The organism is Marinobacter sp. C2H3 (genome assembly GCF_037080155.1).
GTDB lineage: Bacteria > Pseudomonadota > Gammaproteobacteria > Pseudomonadales > Oleiphilaceae > Marinobacter.
The window spans coordinates 905,843-929,026 of the sequence record NZ_JBBBNZ010000002.1 but is presented as its reverse complement, the minus strand read 5'-3'; the positions used below and the strand labels follow the sequence as shown (position 1 = coordinate 929,026).

At 65.2% G+C, this 23,184-nt stretch carries 24 protein-coding genes; 12 read left to right on the top strand and 12 right to left on the bottom strand.

Features of this window, described 5'->3' with window-relative positions; translation table 11 throughout:
• Positions 1–110 precede the first annotated feature (110 nt).
• From argJ to ribA, 4 genes are all read left to right on the top strand, one after another.
• Positions 111–1,328: a bifunctional glutamate N-acetyltransferase/amino-acid acetyltransferase ArgJ gene (gene argJ, locus V3388_RS09305; RefSeq protein WP_336367247.1), complete on the top strand. Its 1,218-nt coding sequence runs from the start codon at positions 111–113 to the stop codon at positions 1,326–1,328.
• Positions 1,309–2,307 (top strand): Nudix family hydrolase, encoded by a 999-nt coding sequence (locus V3388_RS09300; RefSeq protein WP_336367246.1) that lies wholly within the window; start codon positions 1,309–1,311, stop codon positions 2,305–2,307. The genes argJ and V3388_RS09300 overlap by 20 nt, the downstream gene beginning before the upstream one ends.
• Positions 2,308–2,408: 101 nt before the next feature.
• Positions 2,409–2,888, top strand: coding sequence for a cyclic pyranopterin monophosphate synthase MoaC (gene moaC / locus V3388_RS09295; RefSeq protein WP_336367245.1), 480 nt, complete (start codon positions 2,409–2,411; stop codon positions 2,886–2,888).
• A gap of 120 nt (positions 2,889–3,008) precedes the next feature.
• Positions 3,009–3,620 carry a GTP cyclohydrolase II gene (ribA, locus tag V3388_RS09290; protein ID WP_336367244.1) on the top strand — a complete coding sequence of 204 codons (612 nt, stop codon included), beginning with the start codon at positions 3,009–3,011 and terminating at the stop codon, positions 3,618–3,620.
• 41 nt (positions 3,621–3,661) lie between these two features.
• On the opposite strand, the gene dxs is transcribed toward ribA, so the two are convergent.
• The 4 genes from dxs to V3388_RS09270 all read right to left on the bottom strand — a co-directional run bounded on the left by dxs (position 3,662) and on the right by V3388_RS09270 (position 7,626).
• The gene (gene dxs / locus V3388_RS09285) at positions 3,662–5,572 is read right to left on the bottom strand and encodes a 1-deoxy-D-xylulose-5-phosphate synthase (protein WP_336367243.1); all 1,911 of its coding nucleotides are present in this window, start codon (positions 5,570–5,572) and stop codon (positions 3,662–3,664) included.
• Positions 5,573–5,648: 76 nt separating this feature from the next.
• On the bottom strand, positions 5,649–6,545 hold the full coding sequence (locus V3388_RS09280; RefSeq protein WP_336367242.1) for a polyprenyl synthetase family protein: 897 nt from the start codon (positions 6,543–6,545) through the stop codon (positions 5,649–5,651).
• Positions 6,542–6,799 carry an exodeoxyribonuclease VII small subunit gene (locus V3388_RS09275; protein WP_336367241.1) on the bottom strand — a complete coding sequence of 86 codons (258 nt, stop codon included), beginning with the start codon at positions 6,797–6,799 and terminating at the stop codon, positions 6,542–6,544. Before V3388_RS09275 ends, V3388_RS09280 begins: the two co-directional genes overlap by 4 nt.
• Positions 6,800–6,852: 53 nt before the next feature.
• On the bottom strand, positions 6,853–7,626 hold the full coding sequence (locus V3388_RS09270) for an NRDE family protein (RefSeq protein ID WP_336367240.1): 774 nt from the start codon (positions 7,624–7,626) through the stop codon (positions 6,853–6,855).
• A gap of 92 nt (positions 7,627–7,718) precedes the next feature.
• Between V3388_RS09270 and V3388_RS09265 the strand changes: the two genes are divergently transcribed.
• From V3388_RS09265 to V3388_RS09250, 4 genes are read left to right on the top strand one after another with little or no spacing between them, the layout of a single operon-like run.
• Positions 7,719–8,516 carry a sulfite exporter TauE/SafE family protein gene (locus tag V3388_RS09265; protein WP_336367239.1) on the top strand — a complete coding sequence of 266 codons (798 nt, stop codon included), beginning with the start codon at positions 7,719–7,721 and terminating at the stop codon, positions 8,514–8,516.
• An 11-nt stretch (positions 8,517–8,527) separates the two neighbouring features.
• Complete coding sequence (lgt, locus tag V3388_RS09260) at positions 8,528–9,316, top strand: prolipoprotein diacylglyceryl transferase (RefSeq protein WP_336367238.1); 789 nt, start codon at positions 8,528–8,530, stop codon at positions 9,314–9,316.
• Positions 9,313–10,152, top strand: coding sequence for a thymidylate synthase (locus V3388_RS09255; protein WP_336367237.1), 840 nt, complete (start codon positions 9,313–9,315; stop codon positions 10,150–10,152). Before lgt ends, V3388_RS09255 begins: the two co-directional genes overlap by 4 nt.
• A gap of 23 nt (positions 10,153–10,175) precedes the next feature.
• Entirely contained in the window at positions 10,176–10,688 is a 513-nt protein-coding gene (locus V3388_RS09250; protein ID WP_336367236.1) for a dihydrofolate reductase, read from the top strand.
• On the opposite strand, the gene V3388_RS09245 is transcribed toward V3388_RS09250, so the two are convergent.
• The 4 genes from V3388_RS09245 to V3388_RS09230 form a co-directional block, all read right to left on the bottom strand.
• Complete coding sequence (locus tag V3388_RS09245) at positions 10,685–12,193, bottom strand: DEAD/DEAH box helicase (RefSeq protein WP_336367235.1); 1,509 nt, start codon at positions 12,191–12,193, stop codon at positions 10,685–10,687. The genes V3388_RS09250 and V3388_RS09245 overlap by 4 nt on opposite strands.
• A gap of 135 nt (positions 12,194–12,328) precedes the next feature.
• Positions 12,329–13,228, bottom strand: a complete 900-nt coding sequence (locus V3388_RS09240) for a haloalkane dehalogenase (protein WP_336367234.1) — start codon at positions 13,226–13,228, stop codon at positions 12,329–12,331.
• Positions 13,229–13,351: 123 nt separating this feature from the next.
• Positions 13,352–13,600, bottom strand: a complete 249-nt coding sequence (locus V3388_RS09235) for a hypothetical protein (protein WP_336367233.1) — start codon at positions 13,598–13,600, stop codon at positions 13,352–13,354.
• Between the two features lie 89 nt (positions 13,601–13,689).
• The gene (locus V3388_RS09230) at positions 13,690–14,049 is read right to left on the bottom strand and encodes a hypothetical protein (RefSeq protein ID WP_336367232.1); all 360 of its coding nucleotides are present in this window, start codon (positions 14,047–14,049) and stop codon (positions 13,690–13,692) included.
• Between the two features lie 132 nt (positions 14,050–14,181).
• Here V3388_RS09230 and V3388_RS09225 point away from each other — a divergent pair, with 132 nt between their 5' ends.
• Both V3388_RS09225 and V3388_RS09220 read left to right on the top strand, forming a co-directional pair.
• On the top strand, positions 14,182–15,303 hold the full coding sequence (locus tag V3388_RS09225) for an AI-2E family transporter (RefSeq protein ID WP_336367231.1): 1,122 nt from the start codon (positions 14,182–14,184) through the stop codon (positions 15,301–15,303).
• Between the two features lie 63 nt (positions 15,304–15,366).
• Positions 15,367–15,810 (top strand): peptidoglycan-binding domain-containing protein, encoded by a 444-nt coding sequence (locus tag V3388_RS09220; protein WP_336367230.1) that lies wholly within the window; start codon positions 15,367–15,369, stop codon positions 15,808–15,810.
• A gap of 92 nt (positions 15,811–15,902) precedes the next feature.
• Here V3388_RS09220 and ilvD read toward each other — a convergent pair whose 3' ends face one another.
• Complete coding sequence (gene ilvD, locus V3388_RS09215; RefSeq protein ID WP_336367229.1) at positions 15,903–17,738, bottom strand: dihydroxy-acid dehydratase; 1,836 nt, start codon at positions 17,736–17,738, stop codon at positions 15,903–15,905.
• A gap of 159 nt (positions 17,739–17,897) precedes the next feature.
• Here ilvD and V3388_RS09210 point away from each other — a divergent pair, with 159 nt between their 5' ends.
• A complete protein-coding gene (locus V3388_RS09210) occupies positions 17,898–19,145 on the top strand; it encodes an HDOD domain-containing protein (protein ID WP_336367228.1) in 1,248 nt (415 codons plus the stop codon).
• A gap of 8 nt (positions 19,146–19,153) precedes the next feature.
• Positions 19,154–19,732: an LON peptidase substrate-binding domain-containing protein gene (locus V3388_RS09205; protein ID WP_336367227.1), complete on the top strand. Its 579-nt coding sequence runs from the start codon at positions 19,154–19,156 to the stop codon at positions 19,730–19,732.
• Here the strand turns inward: V3388_RS09205 and V3388_RS09200 are convergent.
• The 3 genes from V3388_RS09200 to V3388_RS09190 are packed head-to-tail and all read right to left on the bottom strand — an operon-like array spanning position 19,689 to position 23,181.
• The gene (locus V3388_RS09200; protein ID WP_336367226.1) at positions 19,689–21,170 is read right to left on the bottom strand and encodes a bifunctional DedA family/phosphatase PAP2 family protein; all 1,482 of its coding nucleotides are present in this window, start codon (positions 21,168–21,170) and stop codon (positions 19,689–19,691) included. The genes V3388_RS09205 and V3388_RS09200 overlap by 44 nt on opposite strands.
• Entirely contained in the window at positions 21,167–22,165 is a 999-nt protein-coding gene (locus V3388_RS09195; protein ID WP_336367225.1) for a GGDEF domain-containing protein, read from the bottom strand. Before V3388_RS09195 ends, V3388_RS09200 begins: the two co-directional genes overlap by 4 nt.
• Complete coding sequence (locus V3388_RS09190) at positions 22,162–23,181, bottom strand: GGDEF domain-containing protein (protein ID WP_336367224.1); 1,020 nt, start codon at positions 23,179–23,181, stop codon at positions 22,162–22,164. Before V3388_RS09190 ends, V3388_RS09195 begins: the two co-directional genes overlap by 4 nt.
• Between the last annotated feature and the right edge of the window lie 3 nt (positions 23,182–23,184).

The window sequence follows — 23,184 nt, the reverse complement described above, 5'->3', positions numbered from 1 at the left end:
CCCGCACGTCGGCACCGCCGGCCTGCGGGTTCTTGCGTTTTCAGGCAGGGTTGAACAGTAGGGCTGATCAACAGGATTGGCCGAAAGGGTCGAACAAAAGGAGAGAACTCATGGCGGTAGGACCAGGCACGTTGCCTGACTTTTTTCCCGTGGCGGGTGTCCGGATCGGCGTGGCCAGCGCCGGCATCAAGAAGCCAGGACGCAAGGACCTGGTGATATTCGAGCTCGCGCCGGGTAGCCGGGTGGCGGGCATCTTCACCCAGAACCAGTTCTGCGCGGCGCCAGTGGTTCTCAGTCGCCGTCACCTGTCCGAGGGCGAGCCCCGTTACCTGCTGATCAACACCGGCAACGCCAACGCCGGCACCGGCGCCCGGGGCCTTCAGGACGCAGCTGAGTGCTGCCGGGTGCTGGCGGAACAGGCCGGCGTCGAGGCGGTCCAGGTGCTGCCGTTTTCCACCGGCGTGATCGGTGAGCCGCTGCCCGTAAGCAAGATTATCCAGGCGCTGCCGGATGCCCTCTCCACACTGGCCGAAGACCGCTGGGCCGAGGCCGCCCGTGGCATCATGACCACCGACACCCGTCCCAAGGGGGCGTCTCGCCAGGTTCGGTTGGGCGAGCATACGGTGACCATTTCCGGCATCAGCAAGGGCGCCGGGATGATCCGTCCGAACATGGCGACCATGCTTGGCTTCATTGCCATGGATGCGTCGCTCACCCAGGAGGCGCTTCAGGCCCTGGCTTCGGAGCTGGGGGAGCGCTCGTTCAACCGCATTACCATCGACGGTGACACTTCCACAAATGACGCCTGCATGTTGATGGCCAGCGGTCAGTACGGCGGCCCTGAGCTAGGCCTCGACAGCCCGCACCTTCCGGCGCTGCGGGAGGCCCTGGAAGCCGTTTACCTGGAACTGGCCCACGCCATTGTCCGGGACGGTGAGGGCGCCACCAAGTTCATCACCATCGACGTCAAAGGCGCCGCCAGCCAGTCCGAAGCACTGGACGTGGCCTACACCGTGGCCCATTCGCCTCTGGTGAAGACGGCGCTGTTTGCCTCGGACCCCAACTGGGGTCGGATTCTCGCCGCCGTTGGCCGGGCCGGCGTGAAGGACCTGAACCTCGATCGGCTGGAGATCTATCTGGGTGATGTCTGTCTGGTACGCAACGGCGGCCGGGCTGAGGATTACACCGAGGCCCGCGGCCAGGCGGTGATGAACGAGGAAGACATCACCATCGCCATTGATCTCAAGCGGGGCGATGTCCGGGAGACGGTCTGGACCTGCGACTTCTCCCATGACTATGTCACCATCAATGCCGAATACCGTACCTGAGGCTACGGCCGTGAACGCGCCGGTCCGGGAGATCCGGGTGGCCGTGGGTGTCGTGGTCCGGGACGGGCGGTTACTGATTGCCCGCCGCCCGGACCATGTACATCAGGGCGGCTTGCTGGAGTTTCCGGGCGGCAAGGTGGAGCCGGGAGAAACCACGCCTCAGGCGCTCGTCCGGGAGCTGGCGGAAGAGACTGGCCTGACCGTGGCGGAATCGTCCCTGTCGCCGTTGATCTGCATCCGCCACGACTACGGCGACAAACGGGTGTTGCTGGATGTGTGGCGCACGGAACAGGCGAGCGGTGAGGCCCGGGGGCTGGAAGGCCAGCCGGTATTCTGGCTGGCGCCGGAGGCGCTGGAGGACGCGCAGTTTCCGGAGGCCAACCGGCCGATTATCCGGGCGCTCCGACTACCGCCTCAGTTGGCCATCACCGGCGACGCCGGTGAGCTGGCTCTGGCCCTGCAGAGGCTGGAAGCCGGGCTTCCGGTGCTTGCCGAAGCCGCACCGTTGGTGCTGCTGCGCGCCCCGGCATTGGCGCCACTGGATTACCAGGCGTTTGCCAACAGGGCGATTCCGCTGTGCCAGGCCCGTGGTCGGTCGGCCCTCGTTCACGGCCATCCGGATCGCTTTGCGCAGGTTCCGGGTGCGGCGGGGCTGCATCTGCCCTGGCGGGAAGCCGCTCGCCTGAGCGCGCGGCCGGTGCCGGCATCGGCCTGGCTCGGGGTGTCCTGCCACGACGCAGAGCAATTGCGCCACGCCGCCAGCCTGGGGGCTGATTACGCCACCCTGGGGCCGGTGTTGCCAACGGCAACGCATCCGGGTGAGCCGGGCATCGGCTGGGACGTGTTCGCCGACCTGGTGGCAAAGGCCACGCTACCGGTCTACGCCCTGGGCGGCGTTGGCCCGGCCATGACCGGTCAGGCTATCGAGCGGGGTGGGCAGGGCATCGCCGGCATTGGCTTTTGGTGGCCGCGCCGTTAAGCGGCCGCCGTGAATCATCGACCCATCGTTGAGCGATGGTAGAGACCACCGGCGTCTGGGATCTCAGCCCGGCGCCACGCTGCTAGCAGGACATCGACGGCATGAGCAAACTTACGCATCTGAACGAGCAGGGCGAGGCCCGCATGGTGGACGTCACCGACAAGGCCGTCACCGAACGGGAGGCCCGTGCGGAAGCGACCCTGCGCATGGCCCCGGAAACCCTGCGTATGATTCTCGACGGCGAGCATCCGAAAGGGGATGTGATGGCCACCGCTCGCATCGCCGGTATCATGGCCGCCAAGAAGACCCATGAGCTGATTCCCCTGTGCCACAGCCTTAACCTGACGTCGGTCAAAGTGATGCTATCAGCGGGGGACGATGGCGCGTCAGTGCGCATCGAAACCCGCTGCAAGCTCTCCGGACAAACCGGCGTGGAAATGGAGGCGCTGACGGCGGCCAGCGTGGCCGGCCTGACGCTCTATGACATGTGCAAGGCGGTGGATCGGGGCATGGTGATGGACGGGGTCCGCTTGCTGGAGAAAAAAGGCGGCCGCAGCGGCCACTGGCAGGTGCCGGGCTGATCTGCCGGCGAGCGCCGGGCGTATTACGCCCCACTCCCTTTACGCCAAAACCTGTGGGCCGTGATAGAATGCAGCCCCCGCGATTGATCGAGTCCCTTCACTGAACCACGAGGAACCACTGTGGCCGTTCGTTACATCCAGACCTGCCGGTTGCCGACCCCGTTTGGCGTGTTTGACATGCACGGGTTTGAGGAGTCTGACACCGGCAAGGAGCACGTAGCCCTGACCATGGGTGACCTGGAAAGCGACGAACCCATGCTGGCGCGCACCCATTCGGAATGCCTGACCGGGGACGCGCTCTATAGCATGCGTTGTGATTGCGGGTATCAGCTTGAGGCGGCGCTGCGCAATATTGCCCGTGAAGGCCGCGGCGTGCTGCTGTACCTGCGTCAGGAAGGCCGGGGTATTGGCCTGTTGAACAAGATCCGCGCCTATCACCTGCAGGATCAGGGCGCCGATACGGTGGAAGCGAACGAGCAGCTGGGGTTTGCCGCGGATCTGCGGGACTACAGCATGTGCAAGGATATGCTCGAGCACCTGGGTATCCGCAGCCTGCGGCTGATGACCAACAACCCCCGCAAGGTCAAGGCGCTGTCCTCCTACGGCATTACTATTGCCGAGCGTGTGCCCCTGCACGTGGGCCGCAACCCTCACAACGAGCAGTATCTCGATACCAAGCGCGCCAAGCTCGGGCATTGGCTGGATACCCACCAGGACGACGATCCGGCCTGAGGCCGTCGCTCTCGTCGTCCTGCTCTCCGGCGATCACCCGCCTACCGTACCGCTTTCAGATCACGGCCCTGAAGCCGCTCCAAGCGAGCCTGGACTCGCTTGAGGATGCCGTCGGCGTCCAGGCCACAGGCTGACAGCAGCTCAGCGGGCTTGCCCTGATCGATAAACTGGTCGGGCAGGCCCAGCTGCAACAACGGCTGCGACACTTCCCGCTCGTTCAGCAGCTCGGCGACGGCGCTGCCGGCACCGCCGGCCACCACGTTTTCTTCCAGTGTCACCAACAGATCGTGCCGTTCCGCCAGGGCGAGTATCAGAGCCTCATCCAGCGGCTTGATGAACCGCATGTCCGCCACCGTCGCGTCCAGCGCCTCGGCGGCCTTGAGGGCCGGGGCCAGCAGGGTGCCGAAGCTGAGGATGGCAACGCTGCGGCCCTCGCGGACGACTCGGCCCTTGCCGATGGGCAGGGGGGCCAGGGTTGGCTCCTGCACCGCCCCCGGGCCGGTGCCCCGGGGATACCGAACCGCGGCCGGCCCGTGATAGTGCAGGCCGGTGTGCAACAGCTGGCGGGTTTCGTTCTCGTCGGAGGGCGCCATCACCACCATGTTCGGGATGCAGCGAAGGTAGGAGATGTCAAAGGCACCGGCGTGGGTCGGCCCGTCCTCGCCCACCAGGCCGGCCCGGTCGATGGCAAAAAGCACGTCCAGGTTCTGGATGGCGACATCGTGAATCAACTGGTCGTAGCCGCGCTGCAGGAACGTGGAATAGATGGCGACCACCGGCTTGGCGCCGTCGCAGGCCAGCCCGGCGGCGAGTGTGACCGCGTGCTGCTCGGCAATGGCGACGTCGAAATAGCGGTCCGGAAACTCCCGGGAAAACGCCAGCAGGTCAGAACCTTCGCACATGGCCGGGGTAATCCCCACCACCCGCTCGTCTTCCCGGGCGGCATCCACCAGCCACTGGCCAAACACATTGGCGTACTTGGGGCCGGATCGCGATGCGGCGGGTGAAGGCTCAATCTTGTTGATGGCGTGGTAGCCAATCGGATCCGCCTCGGCGGGCGCAAAACCCTTGCCCTTGGTGGTCACCACGTGCAGGAACTGAGGGCCTTCGAGCTGCCGCAGGTTCTCCAGGGTGTCCACCAGCAGAGGCAGGTCGTGGCCATCGATGGGGCCGATGTAATTGAATCCCAGTTCCTCGAACAGGGTGCCAGGGGCGATCATGCCCTTGAAGTGTTCTTCGGTTTTCTTGGCCAGCGCCATCAGTTGCGGGGTGCCCTGCAGCACCCGCTTGCTGCTGTCCCGCACCTGGTTGTAGGTGCGACTGGTCAGCAGTCGCGCGAAATAGTTGGACAACCCCCCAACGTTGCGGGAAATCGACATGTCGTTGTCGTTGAGGATCACCAGCATGTTGGCTTTCAGGTGGCCGGCGTGGTTCAGGGCCTCAAAGGCCATGCCGGCGGTCATGGCGCCGTCGCCGATCACCGCGATGCTGCGGCGTTCCGACCCCTGCATGCGGGCGGCGATGGCCATGCCCAAAGCAGCGCTGATGGATGTGCTGGAGTGGCCCACGCCGAAGGTGTCGTATTCGCTCTCTGCGCGCTTGGGAAAGCCGGCCAGGCCGTCTTTGCGGCGGATGCTGCCCATCCGCTCCCGCCGCCCGGTGAGGATCTTGTGGGGGTACGCCTGGTGGCCCACGTCCCAGACCAGCCGATCGTCCGGAGTGTGAAAGACGTAGTGGAGTGCCACGGTAAGCTCCAGCACGCCCAGGCCCGCGCCGAAATGGCCGCCGGTCTGGCCCACCGTCCACAGCAGGAACGCGCGCAGTTCCCGTGCCAGTTGCGGCAGTTGCTCCGAAGGCAGTTCCCGCAGCTGGCCGGGATCGTCAATGCGATCCAGCAGCGGGGTGTTTGGCCGCTGCGTCGGAATTTCCTTGAATGTGTAAATATCCTGCATGGGTTCGGTGCTTCCGGGATCGTTCGCTGGTTCAGAATTCATCAGGGTTCAGTGTGCGCCCTTGGCGCCCGCGGGTTCAATGGGTGCGCGTCACCACGTAGTCCGCCATAGCCCGCAGTGGGTCCGCCTCGGGGCCGAAGCCTGCCAGACCCTCTCGAGCGGCCGCCAGCAGGTCGCGCAGGTGCTGGCGTGCGCCCTCCACCCCCAGCAAGGCCGGGTACGTGGGCTTGGCCCGGGCCTGGTCCGACCCCTGGGGTTTGCCGATGACGTCGGTCTGGCCTTCGATGTCCAGCAGGTCGTCCTGCACCTGGAACGCGAGGCCGATGGCCCGGGCGTAAGCCGTCAGCCCGGACAGGTCGTGGTCGGCCAGGTCTGGAGCGCACAGGGCGCCCAGGCGCACGCTGGCGCAGATCAGGGCGCCGGTCTTGTGCCGGTGCATCTTTTCAAGCTCGGCCAGGCTCAGGGGCTTACCGACCGAGGCCAGATCAATGGCCTGCCCCCCCACCATGCCCTGAGGACCGGAGGCGGCGGCCAGTTCCTGTATCAACGCAATACGCTGGGTCGGAGCGGGGCGATCAGCCCCTGCCAGCAGCTCGAAGGCGAGGGTCTGCAGGGCGTCACCCGCCAGAATGGCGGTGGCTTCGTCGTAGGCGATGTGAACGGTCGGACGGCCCCGTCGCAGGTCGTCGTTGTCCATGGCCGGCAGGTCGTCGTGAATCAGCGAATAGGCGTGGATCAGTTCCAGGGCGCAGGCTGGCCGCAGGGCGATCTCCGCGGTGACGCCCACGGCTTCCGCTGCCGCCAGACACAGGGCGGGGCGAATTCGCTTGCCGCCACCCAACACGCTGTAGCGCATGGCGGATTGCAGCCGGTCAGAGGCACCCTGCGCCGTCAACTGGCGGTCCAGCTCAGCGTCAACGCGGGCACGGCAGGTGTCCAGAAAGGCCAGAGCGGCGTGGCGGGGCTCACTCATTGATCGGCATCGTCCGCGGCAAACGGCCGGGTTTCCAGGGTGCCGTCGGGCGCCTGTACAAGCTGCTCGACGCGCTGTTCGGCACTTTGCAACGCCTGCTGGCAGCTTCGGGTCAGCTGGACCCCGCGCTCGAAAGCGCTCAGGGATTGCTCGAGGGACAGTTCGCCCTGTTCCAGCTGGCGAACCAGGGTCTCGAGCTCGTCCAGGGATTTTTCGAAGTCGGCAATGGATGCGGTGGGGGTGTCGCCGGCCATCGGGGCCTCCGGTCGGATATCGGAATTTGCCGGATTATAACAGAGGGATGCCGCTATCGCTGCCAGTGAAACGTGCGGCGGCCGGCATCGACGCCTCCCGGGCCCCAGCTTTGCTCGGTCACCCGCACCTCGCCGTCGGCGGAGACGGTCACAATGGTAGTGGCGCGGGTGCCGTAATCGTCGCCAACGATGAACGGTGATGACAGAAATCGTTCGGTCGCCAAGCCCACGCCCGTGTCCGGCAGGTGATCGTCGGGCGCCGGTGTCCGATCCATCAATGGCGCCAGCAGGGCTTCGTGGAACGCCTCTGTGTTGGCGCTGGCCTGGTCAATCTCCTCGTCCAGCGCATGACGAAGCCGCAGGAGCTTGGGCCAGGGCGATTGCAGCAGATGGTTACTCAGCCCGTAGCTGCCCCGATGCAGGGCGCGCCCGCGGTGGGCATCCCGGTTACTCAGGTAAACGCCACCGGCGCTATCCACGCTCACAAGGTTGAAACCGGCGTAGCGTTCGGGCTCGTTCACCATCTGTTGCTTCAGAGCCGCCGGGGTTTCGGACAGTGCCCGCAACGGCAGTTCACCCCGACTCACGCGGCCAGGCTCCGGGCTGCCCTCCCGGACGTTGGTGACCGCGGCCACCCGCCCGGACCGGTCCACCGCCAGCCAGGTGCCGCCGGACTGCTGATCCCGGCCGGCGAGTAAGGCCTGGCCCTGGTCGGTCTGCCACCAATCCATGGCCAGGGTCGGGCGCCGGTAGAACTCATCCCGGTTGGCGGCCAGCACCAGCGGGTAGCGGCGGTTGCGGGCAATGGCAAAGGCAATCAGGCACATACGATGACGGGCTCCGGTGACCTGCGGGCTGGGTGAAGTTGGTCTCGACGCTGTGTATCATACCAGCCTCGTTTTGGTTGGGCGCGGCACGCATGACCCTGGTTACCGTCGTACTTTTATACCTGGCCCTCGGTGCGGTGGCCGGCGTGCTGGCCGGTCTGTTCGGCATCGGCGGCGGTCTGATTATTGTGCCCGGCCTGATCCTCAGTTTCGGTTGGCAGGGCGTCAGCCCGGACGTCAGTGCGCATCTGGCGGTGGGCACGTCGCTGGCGACGATCGTGTTTACGTCGCTCTCGTCCATTCGCTCCCATCACCGCCATCGGGCCGTACGCTGGGATCTGTTCCGGCCGATGGCCGTTGGCATTGTGATGGGCGCCGTTGTCGGCGCCTGGACGGCAGCGTATCTGAGCGGCCCGGCGCTGCAGAAGATCATTGGCGTATTCGCCATCACGGTGGCCCTTCGGATGTTTCTGAACGCCACACCGAAGCCGGGCCGTGACACGCCGGGCGCCATCGGGCTGGGCGGTGCCGGGGTTGGCATCGGCTGGGCTTCGGCCCTGTTCGGTATTGGTGGCGGCACGCTTACGGTGCCGTATCTGAGCTGGTGTAACGTGCGCATACAGGCGGCCGTGGGCACCTCCGCCGCCTGCGGGCTGCCCATCGCCGTGGCCGGCGCCCTGGCGAACGTCTGGACCGGCTGGCAAAACCCGGCGTTGCCGGCCTATAGCCTCGGGTTCATCAACGTGCCGGCGTTATTGGGTATCATCGCCACCAGCGTACTGTGTGCCCGCGTGGGCGCCAATCTGGCCCATCGCCTCAATGCCCGCGTGCTGAAACGCATCTTCGCGCTTTTGCTCCTGGTGTTGGGGCTTCGTTTTCTCATGAGCTGACAGGTCCTTCCATGATTCCATACCCGAAAATCGACCCGATTGCCGTGGCCATTGGCCCGCTCAAAGTGCACTGGTACGGCCTGATGTATCTGCTGGGCTTCGCTGCCGGCTGGGCTCTGGGCCGGGTGCGTGCCCGCAAACCCTGGTCGCCGATTACAGAGGAACAGATGGGGGATGTGCTGTTTTACCTCGCCCTCGGCGTGATCCTCGGCGGCCGCTTCGGGTACGTGATTTTCTACAATTTTGACCTGTTTCTGGCCGACCCGCTCTGGCTCTTCCGGGTGTGGGAGGGCGGTATGTCGTTCCACGGGGGCCTGCTGGGGGTGATGCTGGCGATGTGGTGGTACGGCCGCAAGGTTGGCTGCGGCTTCTGGCGCCTGGCGGATTTCGTCGCACCGCTCGTGCCCATTGGCCTGGGGGCCGGCCGCATCGGCAACTTTATTAACGGCGAACTCTGGGGCAAGCCCACGGACGTGCCCTGGGCCATGGTGTTTCCCGGTGCCCCCGATGCGCTACCCCGCCATCCATCCCAGCTGTATCAGTTCGCGATGGAGGGCGTGGCACTGTTCATTATCCTATGGTGGTTCTCGGCCAAGCCCCGGCCGCGCATGGCGGTCTCCGGGCTGTTCCTGGTGTGTTATGGCTGCTTCCGCTTCCTGGCGGAATTTGTGCGCCAGCCGGACCCCCAGCTGGGCTATCTGGCCTGGGGCTGGTTGACCATGGGCCAGGTGCTGTCCTCGCCCATGATCATCGCCGGCCTGCTGTTGCTTGCTATTGCGTATCGGAGGGAAACCGCATGAAAGCCTATCTCGATCTGATGCAGGATGTGGTGGATAACGGATTCGACAAAGGCGATCGCACCGGCGTCGGCACCCGCTCGGTGTTCGGCCGGCAGCTGCGCTTCGATCTGCGGGCCGGCTTTCCGCTGGTCACCACCAAGAAAGTGCATCTGCGAAGCATTATCTGCGAACTGCTGTGGTTCCTTCAGGGCTCAACGGACAACCGCTGGCTGCAGGAACGCAACGTCTCGATCTGGAACGAATGGGCGCTGGACAACGGCGATCTTGGGCCGATTTACGGTAAGCAGTGGCGCAGTTGGCAGTGCCCGGACGGCCGGGTGGTGGATCAGATTCAGGATGTGATCGAACAGATTCGCACCAAACCCAATTCCCGCCGGCTGATCGTCTCGGCCTGGAACCCGGCGGACCTGCCGGACGAGTCTGTGGGCCCGCAGGACAACGTCCGTCAGGGTCGCATGGCGCTGGCACCTTGCCACTGCCTGTTCCAGTTTTACGTGGCCGACGGCCGGCTGTCCTGCCAGCTGTATCAGCGCAGCGCCGACCTGTTCCTGGGCGTGCCCTTCAACATTGCCTCCTACGCGCTGCTGACCCACATGATTGCCCAGCAGTGTGACCTGGACGTCGGCGAGTTCGTGCACACCTTTGGTGATTGCCATCTGTATCAGAACCACCTGACCGACGACATTGTGTTCGAGCAATTGCGCCGGGAGCCGCGCCCGCTGCCGCGCCTGGTCATCCAGCGCCGGCCGGCGTCGATTTTCGAGTATGAGGTTGAGGACTTTGTGTTCGAGGGCTATGAGCCGCACCCGGTGATTCGGGCGCCGATTGCGATTTGAGGTCTCTTGACGAGGATCTGAACATGAGAAAAGCCTTGATTGTTGCCATGGCCCGGAACCGGGTGATTGGCCGGGACAACAAGCTTCCCTGGTACCTCCCAGGGGACCTGCGCTATTTCAAGCAGGCCACCATGGGCAAGCCGATCATCATGGGGCGGAAAACCTGGGAGTCAATCGGGCGGCCGCTGCCGGGCCGGATGAATGTGGTGATTTCCCGGAATCCCGACTGGCAGGCGCCAGCGGGCACCGTCGCGGCGTCGTCGCTGGCGGACGCGCTGGTTCGGGCTGAGGCCCAGGCGGAGCTGGAAGGTGGGGACGAGGTGATGATCATCGGCGGCGGCCAGATTTACGCCGAAGCGTTGCCTCTGGTGGACCGTATGTACGTCACCCAGGTGCACGCCGACGTCGACGGCGACGCGTTCTTTCCGGACGTGAACTGGGATCAGTGGGAAGAGATCGGACGGGAGGATTTCTCCGCGTCCGACAACAACCCTTACGACTACAGCTTCGTTATCTACCAGCGCGTGGCGGGTTAACGGGGCGGGCGCTTGCTGCCGGCCGGTTTGTCACCCTTGGGGCCTTTGCGATGGCCCGGCTTGCCGTCCTTGCGGAAGCTGCCAGCCTTGCCGCCTTTGCCGCTGTTTTTGCGGAACGGCTTCTTGCCCGGGGGCGGTCCACGGTGGTCACGGCGGGGCGTGGCGGAGATTTCCGGCAGCGCTTCCGGGGTTTCCAGGGGCAGGGTGCCGGGCTGGGCCATGTCCATCCAGCAGGCCAGGGCACCGGCGAGCATCGCCACGTCCATCTCGTTGCGCTCGGCAATCTCATCCAGCAGGCTCATGGCTTTGGCCAGCTTGCGGTCTTCTGCAAAGCCCAGCAGCTGCTGCTCAAACTGCTCGATGCGCATTTTCTGGAGCTCCGCCGGCGAGGGCAACTGATACGGTTCCATCGGCGAATTGGTGGCGCGCTCCAGCGTCTTCAGCCAGCTCCGCTCCCGGGGTGTGACCAGCAGAATGGCCTTGCCGGTGCGACCGGCACGGCCCGTGCGACCAACCCGGTGGATGTAGGCTTCGGTATCGTAGGGCACGTCGTAGTTGATCACGTGGGTGATCCGCGCCACGTCCAGGCCCCGGGCCGCCACGTCGGTGGCGATGATGATGTCCTTGCGGCCGCGCTTGAGGTCTTCCACGGTCTGCTCACGCTGGCGCTGGTTCAGGTCACCGCTGAGCGGCGCCACCGCATGGCCTCGGGCGGAGAGCTTTTCCGCCAGCAGGGTGGTTTCCGCCTTGGTGCGCACGAAGATGATCGATGCGTCGAACGGCTCCACTTCCAGAATGCGGGTCAGGGCATCCAGCTTGCGCTCGGCGTACACCGGCAGCACGAACTGGGAAATGCGCTCCACCGTTCGCGTTTCGCTCTCAATGCGCACTTCCACCGCGTCCCGCAGGTAGGTCTGGGCGACCTTCTTGATCTGCGGCGGCATGGTGGCGGAGAACAGCGCCCGCTGGCAGCTGTCCGGCGTTTTCGACAGGATGGTTTCGACGTCGTCGATAAAGCCCATCCGCAGCATCTCGTCCGCCTCATCCAGGACCAGCGCTCGCAGGTTGTCCAGCTTCAGTGTGCCCTTTCGCAAGTGGTCCAACAGCCGGCCCGGTGTGCCCACGATCACCTGGGCTCCTCGGCGCAGGCCGCGGATTTGCGGGCTGAAGTCCTGTCCGCCGTAAATGGGCAGCACGTGGAACTGGCTGAAGTGGCTGGCGTAGGTGGTGAAGGCTTCGGCCACCTGGATGGCCAGCTCCCGGGTGGGCGCCAACACGAGAATCTGAGGCTCGGTAAGGTTGGCGTCAATCCGGCTCAGCAGCGGCAGGGCAAACGCCGCGGTTTTCCCGGTGCCGGTCTGGGCAACGCCCAGCAGATGGCGGCCAGCCAGGAGGGCCGGAATGGACTGGGCCTGGATAGGGGATGGCGTTTCGTAGCCGACAGACTGAACGGCGGCAAGAACGGCTGCATCCAGCCCCAGCTCGGCAAAAGACATTTCTGACATTAGATTACTCGGAATTCGGAGGGCAGGGCATCAATCGACGATGCGTGACAGAGCGGAATTATAGACGCTTGGCGGGCATTTTGATACGGGAAATCCCCGGGAGGTGGGTAGGCACTTGCGCGGACACCGGCGGCCTCAGGCCGCCAGTTCCGATTTCAGGGCGTCGATGATGATGCGGGCGAACGCCTCCGGCGAGTCCTCCTGCAGGAAATGACCGCCCCGGAGGGTGATGTGGGGCTGTCCGTGGGCGCCGGGAATGCGTCTTTGCATGTACCGGTCGCCGCCCCGGGTAATGGGGTCGCCGCTGCTGAAACAGGTGATGAAGGGCTTTCGCCATTTCTCCAGCACGCGCCAGGCGGCCTGGTTGGCGGCACTGGCCGGATCGTCCGGTGACGTCGGTACCAGCTTCGGGAAGGCCCGGGCTCCCGCTTTATACTCGGACGATGGGAAGGGGGCCTCGTAGGCCGCCAGTTCGTGACGGTCCAGGGTCCTCTCGGTACCAAGTTGCACGATGCGCCCGATGGGAAACCAGGGGCTGTGGCTGGCGAACGCCTTCCAGAGGGTAAAGACCGCAGGCACACGGGTGTCACCGGTGGGCAGCATGCCGTTCCCGACGATGATGCGGCTGAAGCGATCCGGGTGTTCCGCCGCAAGTCGCAGGCCCAGCAGAGAGCCCCAGTTCTGGCAGACCAGAGTGACATTGCGCAGGTCGAGGGTGTCCAGCCAGGCGGTGAGCCACGCCATGTGCTGGTCATAGCTGTAGTCGTCCATGCTGGCCGGCTTGTCGGATTTGCCAAAGCCGATCAGGTCGGGCGCCAGCACCCGATGGCCCGCGCCGGCCACCAGCGGAATCATGTGCCGGTAAAGATAGGACCACGAGGGCTCGCCGTGCAGCATCAGCACCGGCGTTGCCGCTGGGTTGCCTTCGTCCACGTAATGCATGCGCAGCCCCGGGGCAACGTCCAGATAATGGGGCTTGAAGGGGTAATCCGGGAGGTCTTTGAAACGGCTCTCGTCGGTTCTCAGGATACGCATACCATCGACTGTCCTGGCTGATAGGGTGCGTGACTGTCGATTACGACAATCGTCGACGCTCAGGATAATTCAGTTCGATGGCCGGTGTGTTTGAGTTGCGTAACAGAGCGTTGCCGCTTTGAATCAGCAGGCCAGATCGAACAGCCGGCGTTCCGGGTTGTCGATGCGGGCGAGGGCGTCGTCACAGCAGTTAACGGCACCGCAGTCGTCGGCGGAGCACAGGCCAATCGTCTGGCACTGGCCACCGGGCTGGGCGTTGCGGTTCCGGGAAATCCGGCTGCGGGAAAGAATGGAATGGCACCGGCCGCAAAGCAGGGTGGGGACAGCGCTGCCTTCGGCCAGAAGGGCGTGGTAATGGTTTGGTTCGCTCATGAGTCTTCTCCTTTGTAACCCACACGATACGGCCAGTGTATGACAGTTCCGAGTCACGCCGTGAGGTGGATCCGGGTATGTACGGAGGCTTATACGGAGGGTTTGTCGGAATCGACGACCGGCCGGCGGTTGGAGCGCTTGTCTTCCCAGTCCAGGGACTTTGGATCGTACCAGCCGATGGCCTCCAGCACCCGATTGCGGGTGTGCGCCGAGAGCGTTGGCCAGAGTTCCTGGAAGGCGTCCAGGCCCGCGTCCCGATGACGCTGTTGCTTGCTGATCAACCGGTTGATGATCAGTGGCAGCCGAAGGGCCTCTCCCAGCTGGCCGGGCACCAGCACCTCCTGCCCCAGCACCTTGCGGCGATGGGTGCGGGCGGCCAGTACCGCTTGCAGGGCCCTGGCCGCGTCCAGCGCGGTCTCAGGGCTGAATTGTTCCGACGGTGAATCCATAACCTGTTTGATCAAGACCTTCGAACCCATCACTATAACCCGAAGCTGGCGCCAGTCGCCACGCGTCGTGGTAGGCTGAGCGACGTCGCCCCGGGGCGAATTTTCGGCAGCGGTTTGGGGAAACCTACAGGTATGTACGCAAAACTTGAGACACGGACTTTTCTGGCACTGCTGCTCGGGGTTTCCCTGGCGTTTGTGCTGCTCATGAAACCCTTTTTTGGCCCCATCTTCTGGGCGGTGGCCCTGGCGCTGATCTTCCAGCCCCTGCACGCCCGGCTGACCCGCTGGCTGGGGCCGCGCCGGAATGTGACGGCGCTGATCACCTTGCTGGTGAGCCTGGTGATCGTGGTGATTCCGGTGTTGGTGCTGACCACGTCTCTGGTGGCCCAGGGAGTGTCTTTGTACCAGCAGATCCAGAGCGGCGAGATCCGGCCTGGGGAATACCTCGATCAAGTCAATGAATCGTTTCCGGCCATCCAGTCGTTCCTGGCCCAGTTTGACCTCAGTTTCGACCAGCTGCGGGACCGCGCCGTCAACGCCTTTGTCGGTGGCAGCCAGTTTCTCGCCAAGCAGGCGCTGGGTATCGGTCAGAACACCTTCCAGTTCTTCATGGGCCTGGCGCTGATGGCCTATCTGGCCTTCTTCCTGCTCAGGGACGGCGCCGAACTGGTGGAGTTGATGATTCGCGCACTCCCCCTCGGGGACGAACGGGAGCGCCTGCTGTTTGCCAAGTTCGCGGAGGTGACAAGGGCCACGGTCAAAGGCAACCTGCTTATCGCCATCATCCAGGGTGCTCTCGGTGGGCTCATTTTCTGGATCCTCGGCATCCAGGGCGCGTTGCTGTGGGGCGTGGTCATGGCGATCGTGTCCCTGCTGCCGGCGGTTGGTGCCGCGCTGGTGTGGGCTCCGGTGGCCATCTACCTGGCGGCGGTGGGTGATACGGTGTCCGCCGGCATTCTCACCGCGTTCGGGCTGGTGGTCATCGGGCTTTCGGACAACCTGCTTCGCCCGGTATTTGTGGGTCGGGATACCAAACTGCCGGATTACATCGTGCTTCTGTCCACGCTGGGCGGTATCGCCATGTTCGGCGTGAACGGATTCGTGATGGGCCCGCTGGTGGCCGCGCTGTTCATGGCTTTCTGGGGGATTTTCATCCGGGAATTTGGTGAAGAGGCGCACCGTGAGCCGGCGTCCAAGCCCGTCGTCGCGGGCCAGGATGAGAACCTGGGCAAGAAAAGCCCGCCCGGCCCGTGATAGTCTGATGTGACTGAATCGCCCGAAGAGGCGCCGTTTGACTCACAGGAGAGCCGTAAGCCCATGAACCTGACAACCCCCCAACCGATGCGCTCTGCCCATCGCCGCGTTGCCCGTGCCGCGGGCGCGGCCCTGCTGCTGGCGCTGGCGCCGATGGCTCAGGCCAACGACGTCGTCGCCCTGAAAAACGCCCTTTACGGGGCCGGTTATGACGTGCCGAACGTCAGCCCTGACATGGGCGATGCCACCCGCAAGGCGCTGGTCCAGTTCCAGAAAGATCACGGCCTGGAGGCGTCCGGTGTGCTCAACGAGGACACCAAGAAGGCTCTGGGCCTGGTCACAGTGGCGGCCGCCACCCAGGCAGCGCCGAAAGCCAGCGCGGCAAAGCCGAGCACCAAAGCTGAGCCGGCGGCGAAGGCCCAGGCCGCCAAGGCACCCGAGCCGAAACCGGCGAAAGACGACGGTGCCATTGAGGAAGATGACGACGGCGGCTGGTCCCTCTGGTAACCACCCGCGCGGGTATCAAAAAAGCCCGCCAGCTTACCGCTGGCGGGCTTTTTTGTGGGCCGCAGGGGGGCGGGTGACCGCCATCTCAGGGCTCAGTCGAGCTTGGACAGATCCCGGACAGCGCCTTTGTCGGCGCTGGTGGCCAGCAGGGCATAGGCCTTGAGGGCGGCAGACACTTTTCGGTCGCGCACGATCTCCGGCTTCCAGCCCTTGGCATCCCGGGCGCTGCGGCGCCGCTCCAGTTCCACGTTGTCCACCTGAACATTGATGGACCGGTTGGGAATGTCAATCAGGATGGTGTCACCGTTCTCGATCAGGCCAATGGCGCCACCGGCGGCCGCCTCTGGAGAGGCATGCCCGATCGACAGGCCGGAGGTGCCGCCGGAGAAGCGGCCGTCGGTCAGCAGGGCGCACTCTTTGCCCAGGCCCTTGGATTTCAGGTAGCTGGTCGGGTAGAGCATTTCCTGCATGCCCGGGCCACCTTTCGGCCCTTCGTAGCGGATGATCACCACGTCGCCGGGCTTGACCTCGTCTCCGAGAATGCCGGCAACGGCCGAATCCTGGCTTTCGAACACCCGGGCCTTGCCTTCGAACACGTACAGGCTTTCTTCAACACCGGCGGTTTTCACCACGCAGCCATCCAGCGCAATGTTGCCATAGAGGACCGCCAGCCCACCCTCGCTGGAGTAGGCGCTTTCCACGGAGCGGATACACCCGTTTTCCCGGTCGCCGTCCAGGCTCGGCCAGCGGGTGGCCTGGCTGAATGCGGTCTGGGTCGGAATGCCGGCGGGGCCGGCCTTGTAGAACTCAACCACCTCGGCGCTCGGCGAGCGCATGATGTCCCAGGTGTCGAGCGCCTCTTTCAGGGTCTTGCTGTGGACGGTCGGCAGATCGGTATTGAGCAACCCGCCCCGGTCCAGCTCGCCGAGGATGCCCATGATGCCACCGGCCCGGTGCACGTCTTCCATGTGGTACTTGGGCGAGTTCGGGGCCACTTTGGAGAGCTGGGGCACGTGCCGGGACAGCTTGTCGATGTCCGCCAGGGTGAAGTCCACACCCGCTTCCTGGGCCGCGGCCAGCAGGTGCAGGATGGTGTTGGTGGAGCCGCCCATGGCGATGTCCAGGGTCATGGCGTTCTGGAACGAGCTGAACGAGGCGATGCTACGGGGTAGTACGCTGGCGTCGTTCTGTTCGTAAAAGCGTTTCGCATTCTCCACAATTTGACGGCCGGCGTGCAGGAACAGGCGCTCACGGTCGGCGTGGGTGGCCAGCATGGAGCCGTTGCCGGGCAGGGCCAGGCCGATGGCCTCGGTCAGACAGTTCATGGAATTGGCGGTGAACATGCCGGAGCAGGAGCCGCAGGTGGGGCAGGCGCTGCGTTCGTATTCTTCCACCTGCTCGTCGGTGGCATTGGGGTCGGCGGCGATGACCATGGCGTCCACCAGGTCCAGCTTGTGTTCGGACAACTTGGTCTTGCCGGCTTCCATGGGACCGCCGGAGACAAACACCGTGGGGATGTTCAGGCGCAGGGCGGCCATCAGCATGCCCGGGGTGATCTTGTCACAGTTGGAAATGCACACCAGGGCGTCGGCACAGTGGGCATTCACCATGTACTCGACGGAGTCGGCAATGATTTCCCGGGACGGCAGGGAGTAGAGCATGCCATCGTGGCCCATCGCGATGCCGTCGTCGACGGCGATCGTGTTGAATTCCTTGGCAACGCCGCCGGCCGCTTCAATCTCGCGGCAGACCAACTGCCCCAGGTCCTTCAGGTGCACGTGCCCGGGGACGAACTGGGTGAAGGAGTTGGCAACGGCGATGATGGGTTTGCCGAAATCGTCATTTTTCATGCCCGTGGCGCGCCAGAGGGCACGGGCACCGGCCATGTTACGGCCGGCGGTAGACGTCCGGGAACGATACTGTGGCATGGTCTCAGGATCTCTCTTCTTTATGTACCGAGTGGTCTGTGCGGATTCAGAGGATAACAGATTCAACCTTGGGCGCATGGTTGTTTTCGCCGCGCCGGGTGACAATACTTAACACACAGACACGAACCGTTTCACGGATCTTTTCGCGGGAGTATGTTCATGGGGGCACCTGACCCGTTGTCGTTGCGGCGCCTGAAAGCCTTCCAGCCGCTTAATCGCCTGACCGATGATCAGCTTGTGGTGCTCGCCAGTCGCGCCCAGCGTCGGAGCCACGGCCCGGGCCAGCGGGTGGCGGAACGGGGTGTCCGGGACGGGCTGGATTATTTTCTGGTCAGCGGCGCCGTGGAACTTCGCGCCCAGGACGGCCGACGGTCCCTGATCGAGGCAGAAACCGACAAGGCGCTGACCGCCGTCGCCCGGCTACAGCCGCGAATGTACGACGTGATTGCGGTTCGCCCCAGCGAGTTTCTGGTGATCGAGCAGGAGATACTGAACCAGTTGCTTCGGACTGCGCCGCAGGAATCCGCCGAGCCGGAAGAATCCGCGCTTGCCCCCGGCGCCGGCGATGCCGAGCGGGTGATGACCGAGCTGCTGGTCGAGCTGCGGGCCAATCAGGTGCGCCTGCCCAGTGTTCCCGACGTTGCCATGAAAGTGCGGCGGGTGGTTGACCGGGAGAACACCACCGCAGAGCAGGTCGCGGCCGTGGTCTCAGCGGACCCGGCGATGGCGGCAAAACTGGTGAGGGCCTGCAACAGCCCGCTGTACCGGGGCTTTGGAGACGTCCGGAACGTGCGGGAAGCGGTCGTTCGGCTCGGGCTGAACACGACCCGCCAGCTGGTGACGGTATTCGCACTCCGGGAAGTGTTCAAAACCCGACAGCCGGCCCTTCAGCAAGCGATGGACAGGCTCTGGCAGGACGCCCGGGAACTCGCGGCCCTGTGCCGGGTACTGGCAGAACGGATCAAAGGGATTGATCCGGAAGAGGCGCTGCTGGCGGGCCTGCTTCACGACATCGGGGGCGTTCCGGTTCTGGTGAAGGCCGAGCAGCATGCCCGGCTGGTGACCGAGCCGGAGGCCCTCGCGGCGGTGATTCGGGAGCTCAGGGCTGACGTGGGCGCGGCCATCCTTGAGAGTTGGTCGTTTCCGGCCACGGTCCTGGCGTCGGTCCGTCATGGCGGTGATTGGCGTTACGCCAGCCCGGGCGCGGCGCCGCAGCTGGTGGATGTCGTCATCCTGGCCCGCCTGCACCAGCAGTCCGGTCAGTCAACGCCGGTCCCGGCCCTTGATGAGGTGCCCGCCTACCGGCGACTCGGCGCGCCCGAGCTGGACGGTGCCGAACGCCTGCAATGGCTGAGCGAGGCCCAGGCACGGCTCGATGACGTCAAACAACTGCTGGCCCTGCGATGATGTCTGCCATGACGGTACCCCTGTTTCCGCTCAATTCCATTGTCCTGCCGGGTGGGCGCATTCCGCTCCAGTTGTTTGAGCCCCGGTATCTCGACATGCTTACCCGCTGCATGAAAGATGGCATCGGGTTTGTGGTCGTGCTGCTTCGGGACGGCGCCGAAACCGGCGCGGTGGCCCGTTTCCACCCGGTGGGCACGTACGTGCGGATCACCGATTTTCAGCAGCTGGGCAACGGCTTGCTGGGCATAACGGTTGAAGGTGAATCGAAGGTTGCCATCACCCGGTCCTGGCGCCAGCCGGACGGGCTGAACATGGGCGAGGTAGAGGTGTTGAGCGAGGAGGCCTATGCCCCGGTGCCTGAGACATACGCCGAGCTGACCTCGGTGCTGGTGGCGCTGTGCCGTCACCCGGTGATTCAGGACCTGGACATGACCGTGGACTACGCGGACGCCCGCCAGGTGGGCTGGCGGCTGACCGAGCTGCTGCCTCTGGACAAACAGGAAAAGCAGCGGCTGGTGGAGCTGCGGGACCCGGTGGAGCGCCTCAGCCGCCTGCAGGAGCTGCTGGAAGCGTTGGAATCGGGGTGACCGGCGCGTACCCGGCTTCGGCGGCTGTCCAGTTTGCCCAGACATAACCCGCGATCAACACCAGCCAGAGGGCCAGCGCGCCCCGGGTAATCAGATCCGGGGACAGCGGCAGGCGATCATAGCGGCTGTAGCTGGCCCGGATCAGCCCGGTTACGGCCAGCCCGATCAGCACGCCGCCCACCACGTCCGTAAACCAGTGTACCCCTAGGTACAGCCGGCTGACCGCGACCAGCAGCAGGGGGACCGACGCTACCGCATATACCCGCCACCGTCGCCGCACCGGCTGTTCCGCTGCGACAAAGCTGGCCCCCAGCATGGTTAGCACGGTGATGCCGGTGGCGTGGCCACTGGGAAACGCCCCCGAGCCTGGCGGGTGTTGCACCAGCTCTGGCCTTGGCAGGGCAAAGCCGGCCTTCAGCCCCCACACCAGCAGCACCGTCCCCAGGGCCGCCAGCAGCAGGTGCAGGGCCGCCGCGTAATAGCCGCGGAAGGCCATCGTCAGTGTGGCGAGAATGGCCGCTGCCACCAACATGGCGGGGTCGCCCAGCAGCGTCAGTGCCAGAGCCGGGGTATCCAGCAGGGGGTGCCTCAGGTCGGCGAAGGCCGCGGCGATGCGTTGGTCCCAGCCCGCCAGGGCACCCGAGGCGGTCAGGTGCGCCCACAGCAGGAACAGGGCGATGCCGGTGGCCGCCAGTACCACCGAGCCCAGCGGGAACTCCCCGGCCGCGTCCGGGCGCCGGCTTTCGTAGAGGCGCCAGAAGCGGTGACTGGCGTCGTACCGGCCCACGGCCCCCTCCATCCACGCATACAGCCGTCCTCCCCGGCCAAGCCCGAGCTGGAACTGGATCAACACCAGATAGACGCCGGCCAGAATCAACAGGCTCACGCCCAGGGCCGCGTAAAAATGAGGCGGCAGGGCCAGCTTCTGCTGCAGGGCATCGCCCACCAGAAAGCCGGGCAGGGTGTACACCGGAGCCCACAGCAGGGCGGAGGTGATATTGACGGCGAGAAACCGCTGCCATGACATCGCCAGGGCCCCGGCGATGATGGGAATGACCGGGCGGATGGGGCCGACAAACCGGCCCAGCGCCACGCTTTTGCCCCCGTGTTGGCGGAAAAAGCGCTCACCCCGGGCCATCAGGGCGGGGTAACGGGAGAACGGCCAGACAACGTCAAGGCGGCCCTGCAGGTGACGGCCCAACCAGAAGCTGATGCCGTCCCCGATCACCGCCCCGGCTGTGGTCCACAGTAGCAGTGCCGGAACCGTCAGCCCCGTTTTTCCGGCCAGCACCGACAGGGCAAACAGGACGGCCACACCGGGGATGACCAGCCCAACCAAGGCCAGGGACTCCAGCGCGGCGGCCAGGAAAAGCGCAGCCACCAGCCACTGGGGATGCACCGACAGCCAGTCCGTGAGGGAGGCGATCCAGGCGCTCATGCGTCGACGGCGGCGCCCGGCTGGAAACCGATGGCGTCTCCGCCCCGGCGGCGGGCGGTGTCCATGGCGGCCTGCGCCCGGGCCCTGAGCGAATCGGTCCGGGTGTCGCCCGTGCCCCGAGTGGTGCAGCCGAGGGTGACGGTGGCGGTGCCCACCACGGGCCAGCTTTGCTCAGCGACGGTCCGGCGAATTCGCTCGGCAATCACCCGCACGCCTTCCTCTGGCGTGAACGGCAGCACCAGAAAAAACTCCCCTTCACCCAGGGCATAGAGGGTATCGCCGGCGCGAATGACGCCGAACAGATGTTCGGTGATGTGCCGGCAGAGGCCCTGAAGCGTGCCACGGCCGTGGAGGTCTGCGGCCTGTTCGGCATAATCAAGAGAAAGGTGAATCACCGACAGGGGGTGGCCGGTGGCTATCGCCCGGCTGATTTCCTTTTGCAGCGTGTCATCCAGAAAGCGGACGTTGTGGGCGCCGGTGAGCGGATCCGTGATCGCCAGGTCCTCAGCGGACTGGGCCATGTGATCGTAGTGCCAGGTGTACAGGGCGGCGATCAGCAGCAGGCCGAGCTGGCCGGAGGTGATGATCAGCGCGTCCACCGCCGGCTGCCGGGTGAACAGCACCGCTGCCATTGCCAGCACCAACACCAGCGACAGCACCAGCCCCCGGCGCCAGGGCAGGATCAAAAGGTTCAGCACCAGCAGCGGCATCGCCCAGTGGCTGATGCCCGGGCCGCGCATGGTCAGCAACGCCACCAGCAGGCCGGTATTCATGGCCGCCAGTACCACGAAATGCCCGGGCGCTGACAGCTGGTGGCGTCGGCAGATAAACGTGTAAATCAGGCCGGCAAAGCTCAGGCCCGCCATGGCAGTGGCCAGATAGAACAGATCGTAGAAGCCGTAGCGCAGGTTCTGCGCCGCCAGGGCAGCGATAAACAGCAGGGCCAGCAGGTAGCCCGCACTGTGGGTCAGCGTGCGGAGACGGGTTTCGGTCATGGCGTGGGCCCTCCAGGCGACGCGTCAGGCGCCGGCCGCTCCGGGCCCCGGGACCAGGCGCTGTAGGTCTGGCTGCGGTTGCCGCCCTGCTGCTGGGCCCGCCGCAGGGCGTGGGCGGCGCTGTGCTGCAGGCTGTCCGCATCGTCGCCAATATTCAGGCCGGCAACGCCGGTGCTGACGGTCAGGGTAAGCCCGTGGGATTCCAGCAACTGGCGTAGGCCGGACCGTATGATATCGGCACGCACGGCGGCGTCCCGGGTAGCGATGCCAGGCAGGATGATCAGGAACTGCAGGTCCGCGACCCGGTAGTAGGCGTCAAAATCCCGGATCTGCGAATGCAGATAGCGCCCGACCCGGGGCAGGATGGAACGGATGTCTTCCACCGGTTCCTGGTCGCCCAGGTGCGTATCCAGGCCGACCATGATCAGCGACAGGTCGGTGCCTTCCCGTTCGCTGCGCTGGATTTCCTTGTGCAGGTCTGCGGACAGGTACTCCCGGCTGGCGGCCTGGGTGAGTTCGTCGGTGCGGCGCAGGGGAGCCAGTTGGCGGCTCTTGTACTCCCGGAGAAACATCAGCACGCCGGACAGCAGCAGCGTCAGCAGGAACGCGCTGCCAAACTGGTGGCGCTCGGCGTGACCCTCCATCCAGGCGTTGCCGGCGAGCATCAGCGCCGTCATCAACAGGGTCAGGGGAATGGCCACGGGGGGGCGGAACAGGGCAAACAGCGCCAGCGGCGTCAGGTAGAGCCAGTGGGTCATGGACCAGGGGCCGATCAGGAAGGTGCCCAGCAGCAGAGCGGCAAAGGTGACCATGAGCAGTTGCTGCAGGCTCGCCCAGGGTCCACCCTGGCGTCGATGCACGCTGCGGTCACAGGCAACGACGCCGGCGCCGAGGCCGGCAACCAGCGCCAGCAGCGGCGCGCCCATAATGCCACCGGCAATGGCCAGCAGGATCAGGGCGGCGAGGCTGGCTCTCGACAGCCGGCTAAGCAGAAATGTCTCGGCCTGTTGGGCCATGGT

Excerpts from the sequence above, each read along its gene's own strand:
- dxs (WP_336367243.1), bottom strand. The coding sequence starts at position 5,572 with ATGCAGGATATTTACACATTCAAGGAAATTCCGACGCAGCGGCCAAAC.
- V3388_RS09240 (WP_336367234.1), bottom strand. The coding sequence starts at position 13,228 with ATGCGTATCCTGAGAACCGACGAGAGCCGTTTCAAAGACCTCCCGGAT.
- V3388_RS09210 (WP_336367228.1), top strand. The coding sequence starts at position 17,898 with ATGGGGGCACCTGACCCGTTGTCGTTGCGGCGCCTGAAAGCCTTCCAG.
- V3388_RS09220 (WP_336367230.1), top strand. The coding sequence starts at position 15,367 with ATGAACCTGACAACCCCCCAACCGATGCGCTCTGCCCATCGCCGCGTT.
- V3388_RS09250 (WP_336367236.1), top strand. The coding sequence starts at position 10,176 with ATGAGAAAAGCCTTGATTGTTGCCATGGCCCGGAACCGGGTGATTGGC.
- moaC (WP_336367245.1), top strand. The coding sequence starts at position 2,409 with ATGAGCAAACTTACGCATCTGAACGAGCAGGGCGAGGCCCGCATGGTG.
- argJ (WP_336367247.1), top strand. The coding sequence starts at position 111 with ATGGCGGTAGGACCAGGCACGTTGCCTGACTTTTTTCCCGTGGCGGGT.
- V3388_RS09275 (WP_336367241.1), bottom strand. The coding sequence starts at position 6,799 with ATGGCCGGCGACACCCCCACCGCATCCATTGCCGACTTCGAAAAATCC.
- lgt (WP_336367238.1), top strand. The coding sequence starts at position 8,528 with ATGATTCCATACCCGAAAATCGACCCGATTGCCGTGGCCATTGGCCCG.
- V3388_RS09230 (WP_336367232.1), bottom strand. The coding sequence starts at position 14,049 with ATGGATTCACCGTCGGAACAATTCAGCCCTGAGACCGCGCTGGACGCG.
- ilvD (WP_336367229.1), bottom strand. The coding sequence starts at position 17,738 with ATGCCACAGTATCGTTCCCGGACGTCTACCGCCGGCCGTAACATGGCC.
- V3388_RS09270 (WP_336367240.1), bottom strand. The coding sequence starts at position 7,626 with ATGTGCCTGATTGCCTTTGCCATTGCCCGCAACCGCCGCTACCCGCTG.
- V3388_RS09200 (WP_336367226.1), bottom strand. The coding sequence starts at position 21,170 with ATGAGCGCCTGGATCGCCTCCCTCACGGACTGGCTGTCGGTGCATCCC.
- V3388_RS09265 (WP_336367239.1), top strand. The coding sequence starts at position 7,719 with ATGACCCTGGTTACCGTCGTACTTTTATACCTGGCCCTCGGTGCGGTG.
- V3388_RS09255 (WP_336367237.1), top strand. The coding sequence starts at position 9,313 with ATGAAAGCCTATCTCGATCTGATGCAGGATGTGGTGGATAACGGATTC.
- V3388_RS09245 (WP_336367235.1), bottom strand. The coding sequence starts at position 12,193 with ATGTCAGAAATGTCTTTTGCCGAGCTGGGGCTGGATGCAGCCGTTCTT.
- V3388_RS09225 (WP_336367231.1), top strand. The coding sequence starts at position 14,182 with ATGTACGCAAAACTTGAGACACGGACTTTTCTGGCACTGCTGCTCGGG.
- V3388_RS09235 (WP_336367233.1), bottom strand. The coding sequence starts at position 13,600 with ATGAGCGAACCAAACCATTACCACGCCCTTCTGGCCGAAGGCAGCGCT.
- V3388_RS09280 (WP_336367242.1), bottom strand. The coding sequence starts at position 6,545 with ATGAGTGAGCCCCGCCACGCCGCTCTGGCCTTTCTGGACACCTGCCGT.
- V3388_RS09190 (WP_336367224.1), bottom strand. The coding sequence starts at position 23,181 with ATGGCCCAACAGGCCGAGACATTTCTGCTTAGCCGGCTGTCGAGAGCC.
- V3388_RS09205 (WP_336367227.1), top strand. The coding sequence starts at position 19,154 with ATGACGGTACCCCTGTTTCCGCTCAATTCCATTGTCCTGCCGGGTGGG.
- V3388_RS09195 (WP_336367225.1), bottom strand. The coding sequence starts at position 22,165 with ATGACCGAAACCCGTCTCCGCACGCTGACCCACAGTGCGGGCTACCTG.
- V3388_RS09300 (WP_336367246.1), top strand. The coding sequence starts at position 1,309 with ATGCCGAATACCGTACCTGAGGCTACGGCCGTGAACGCGCCGGTCCGG.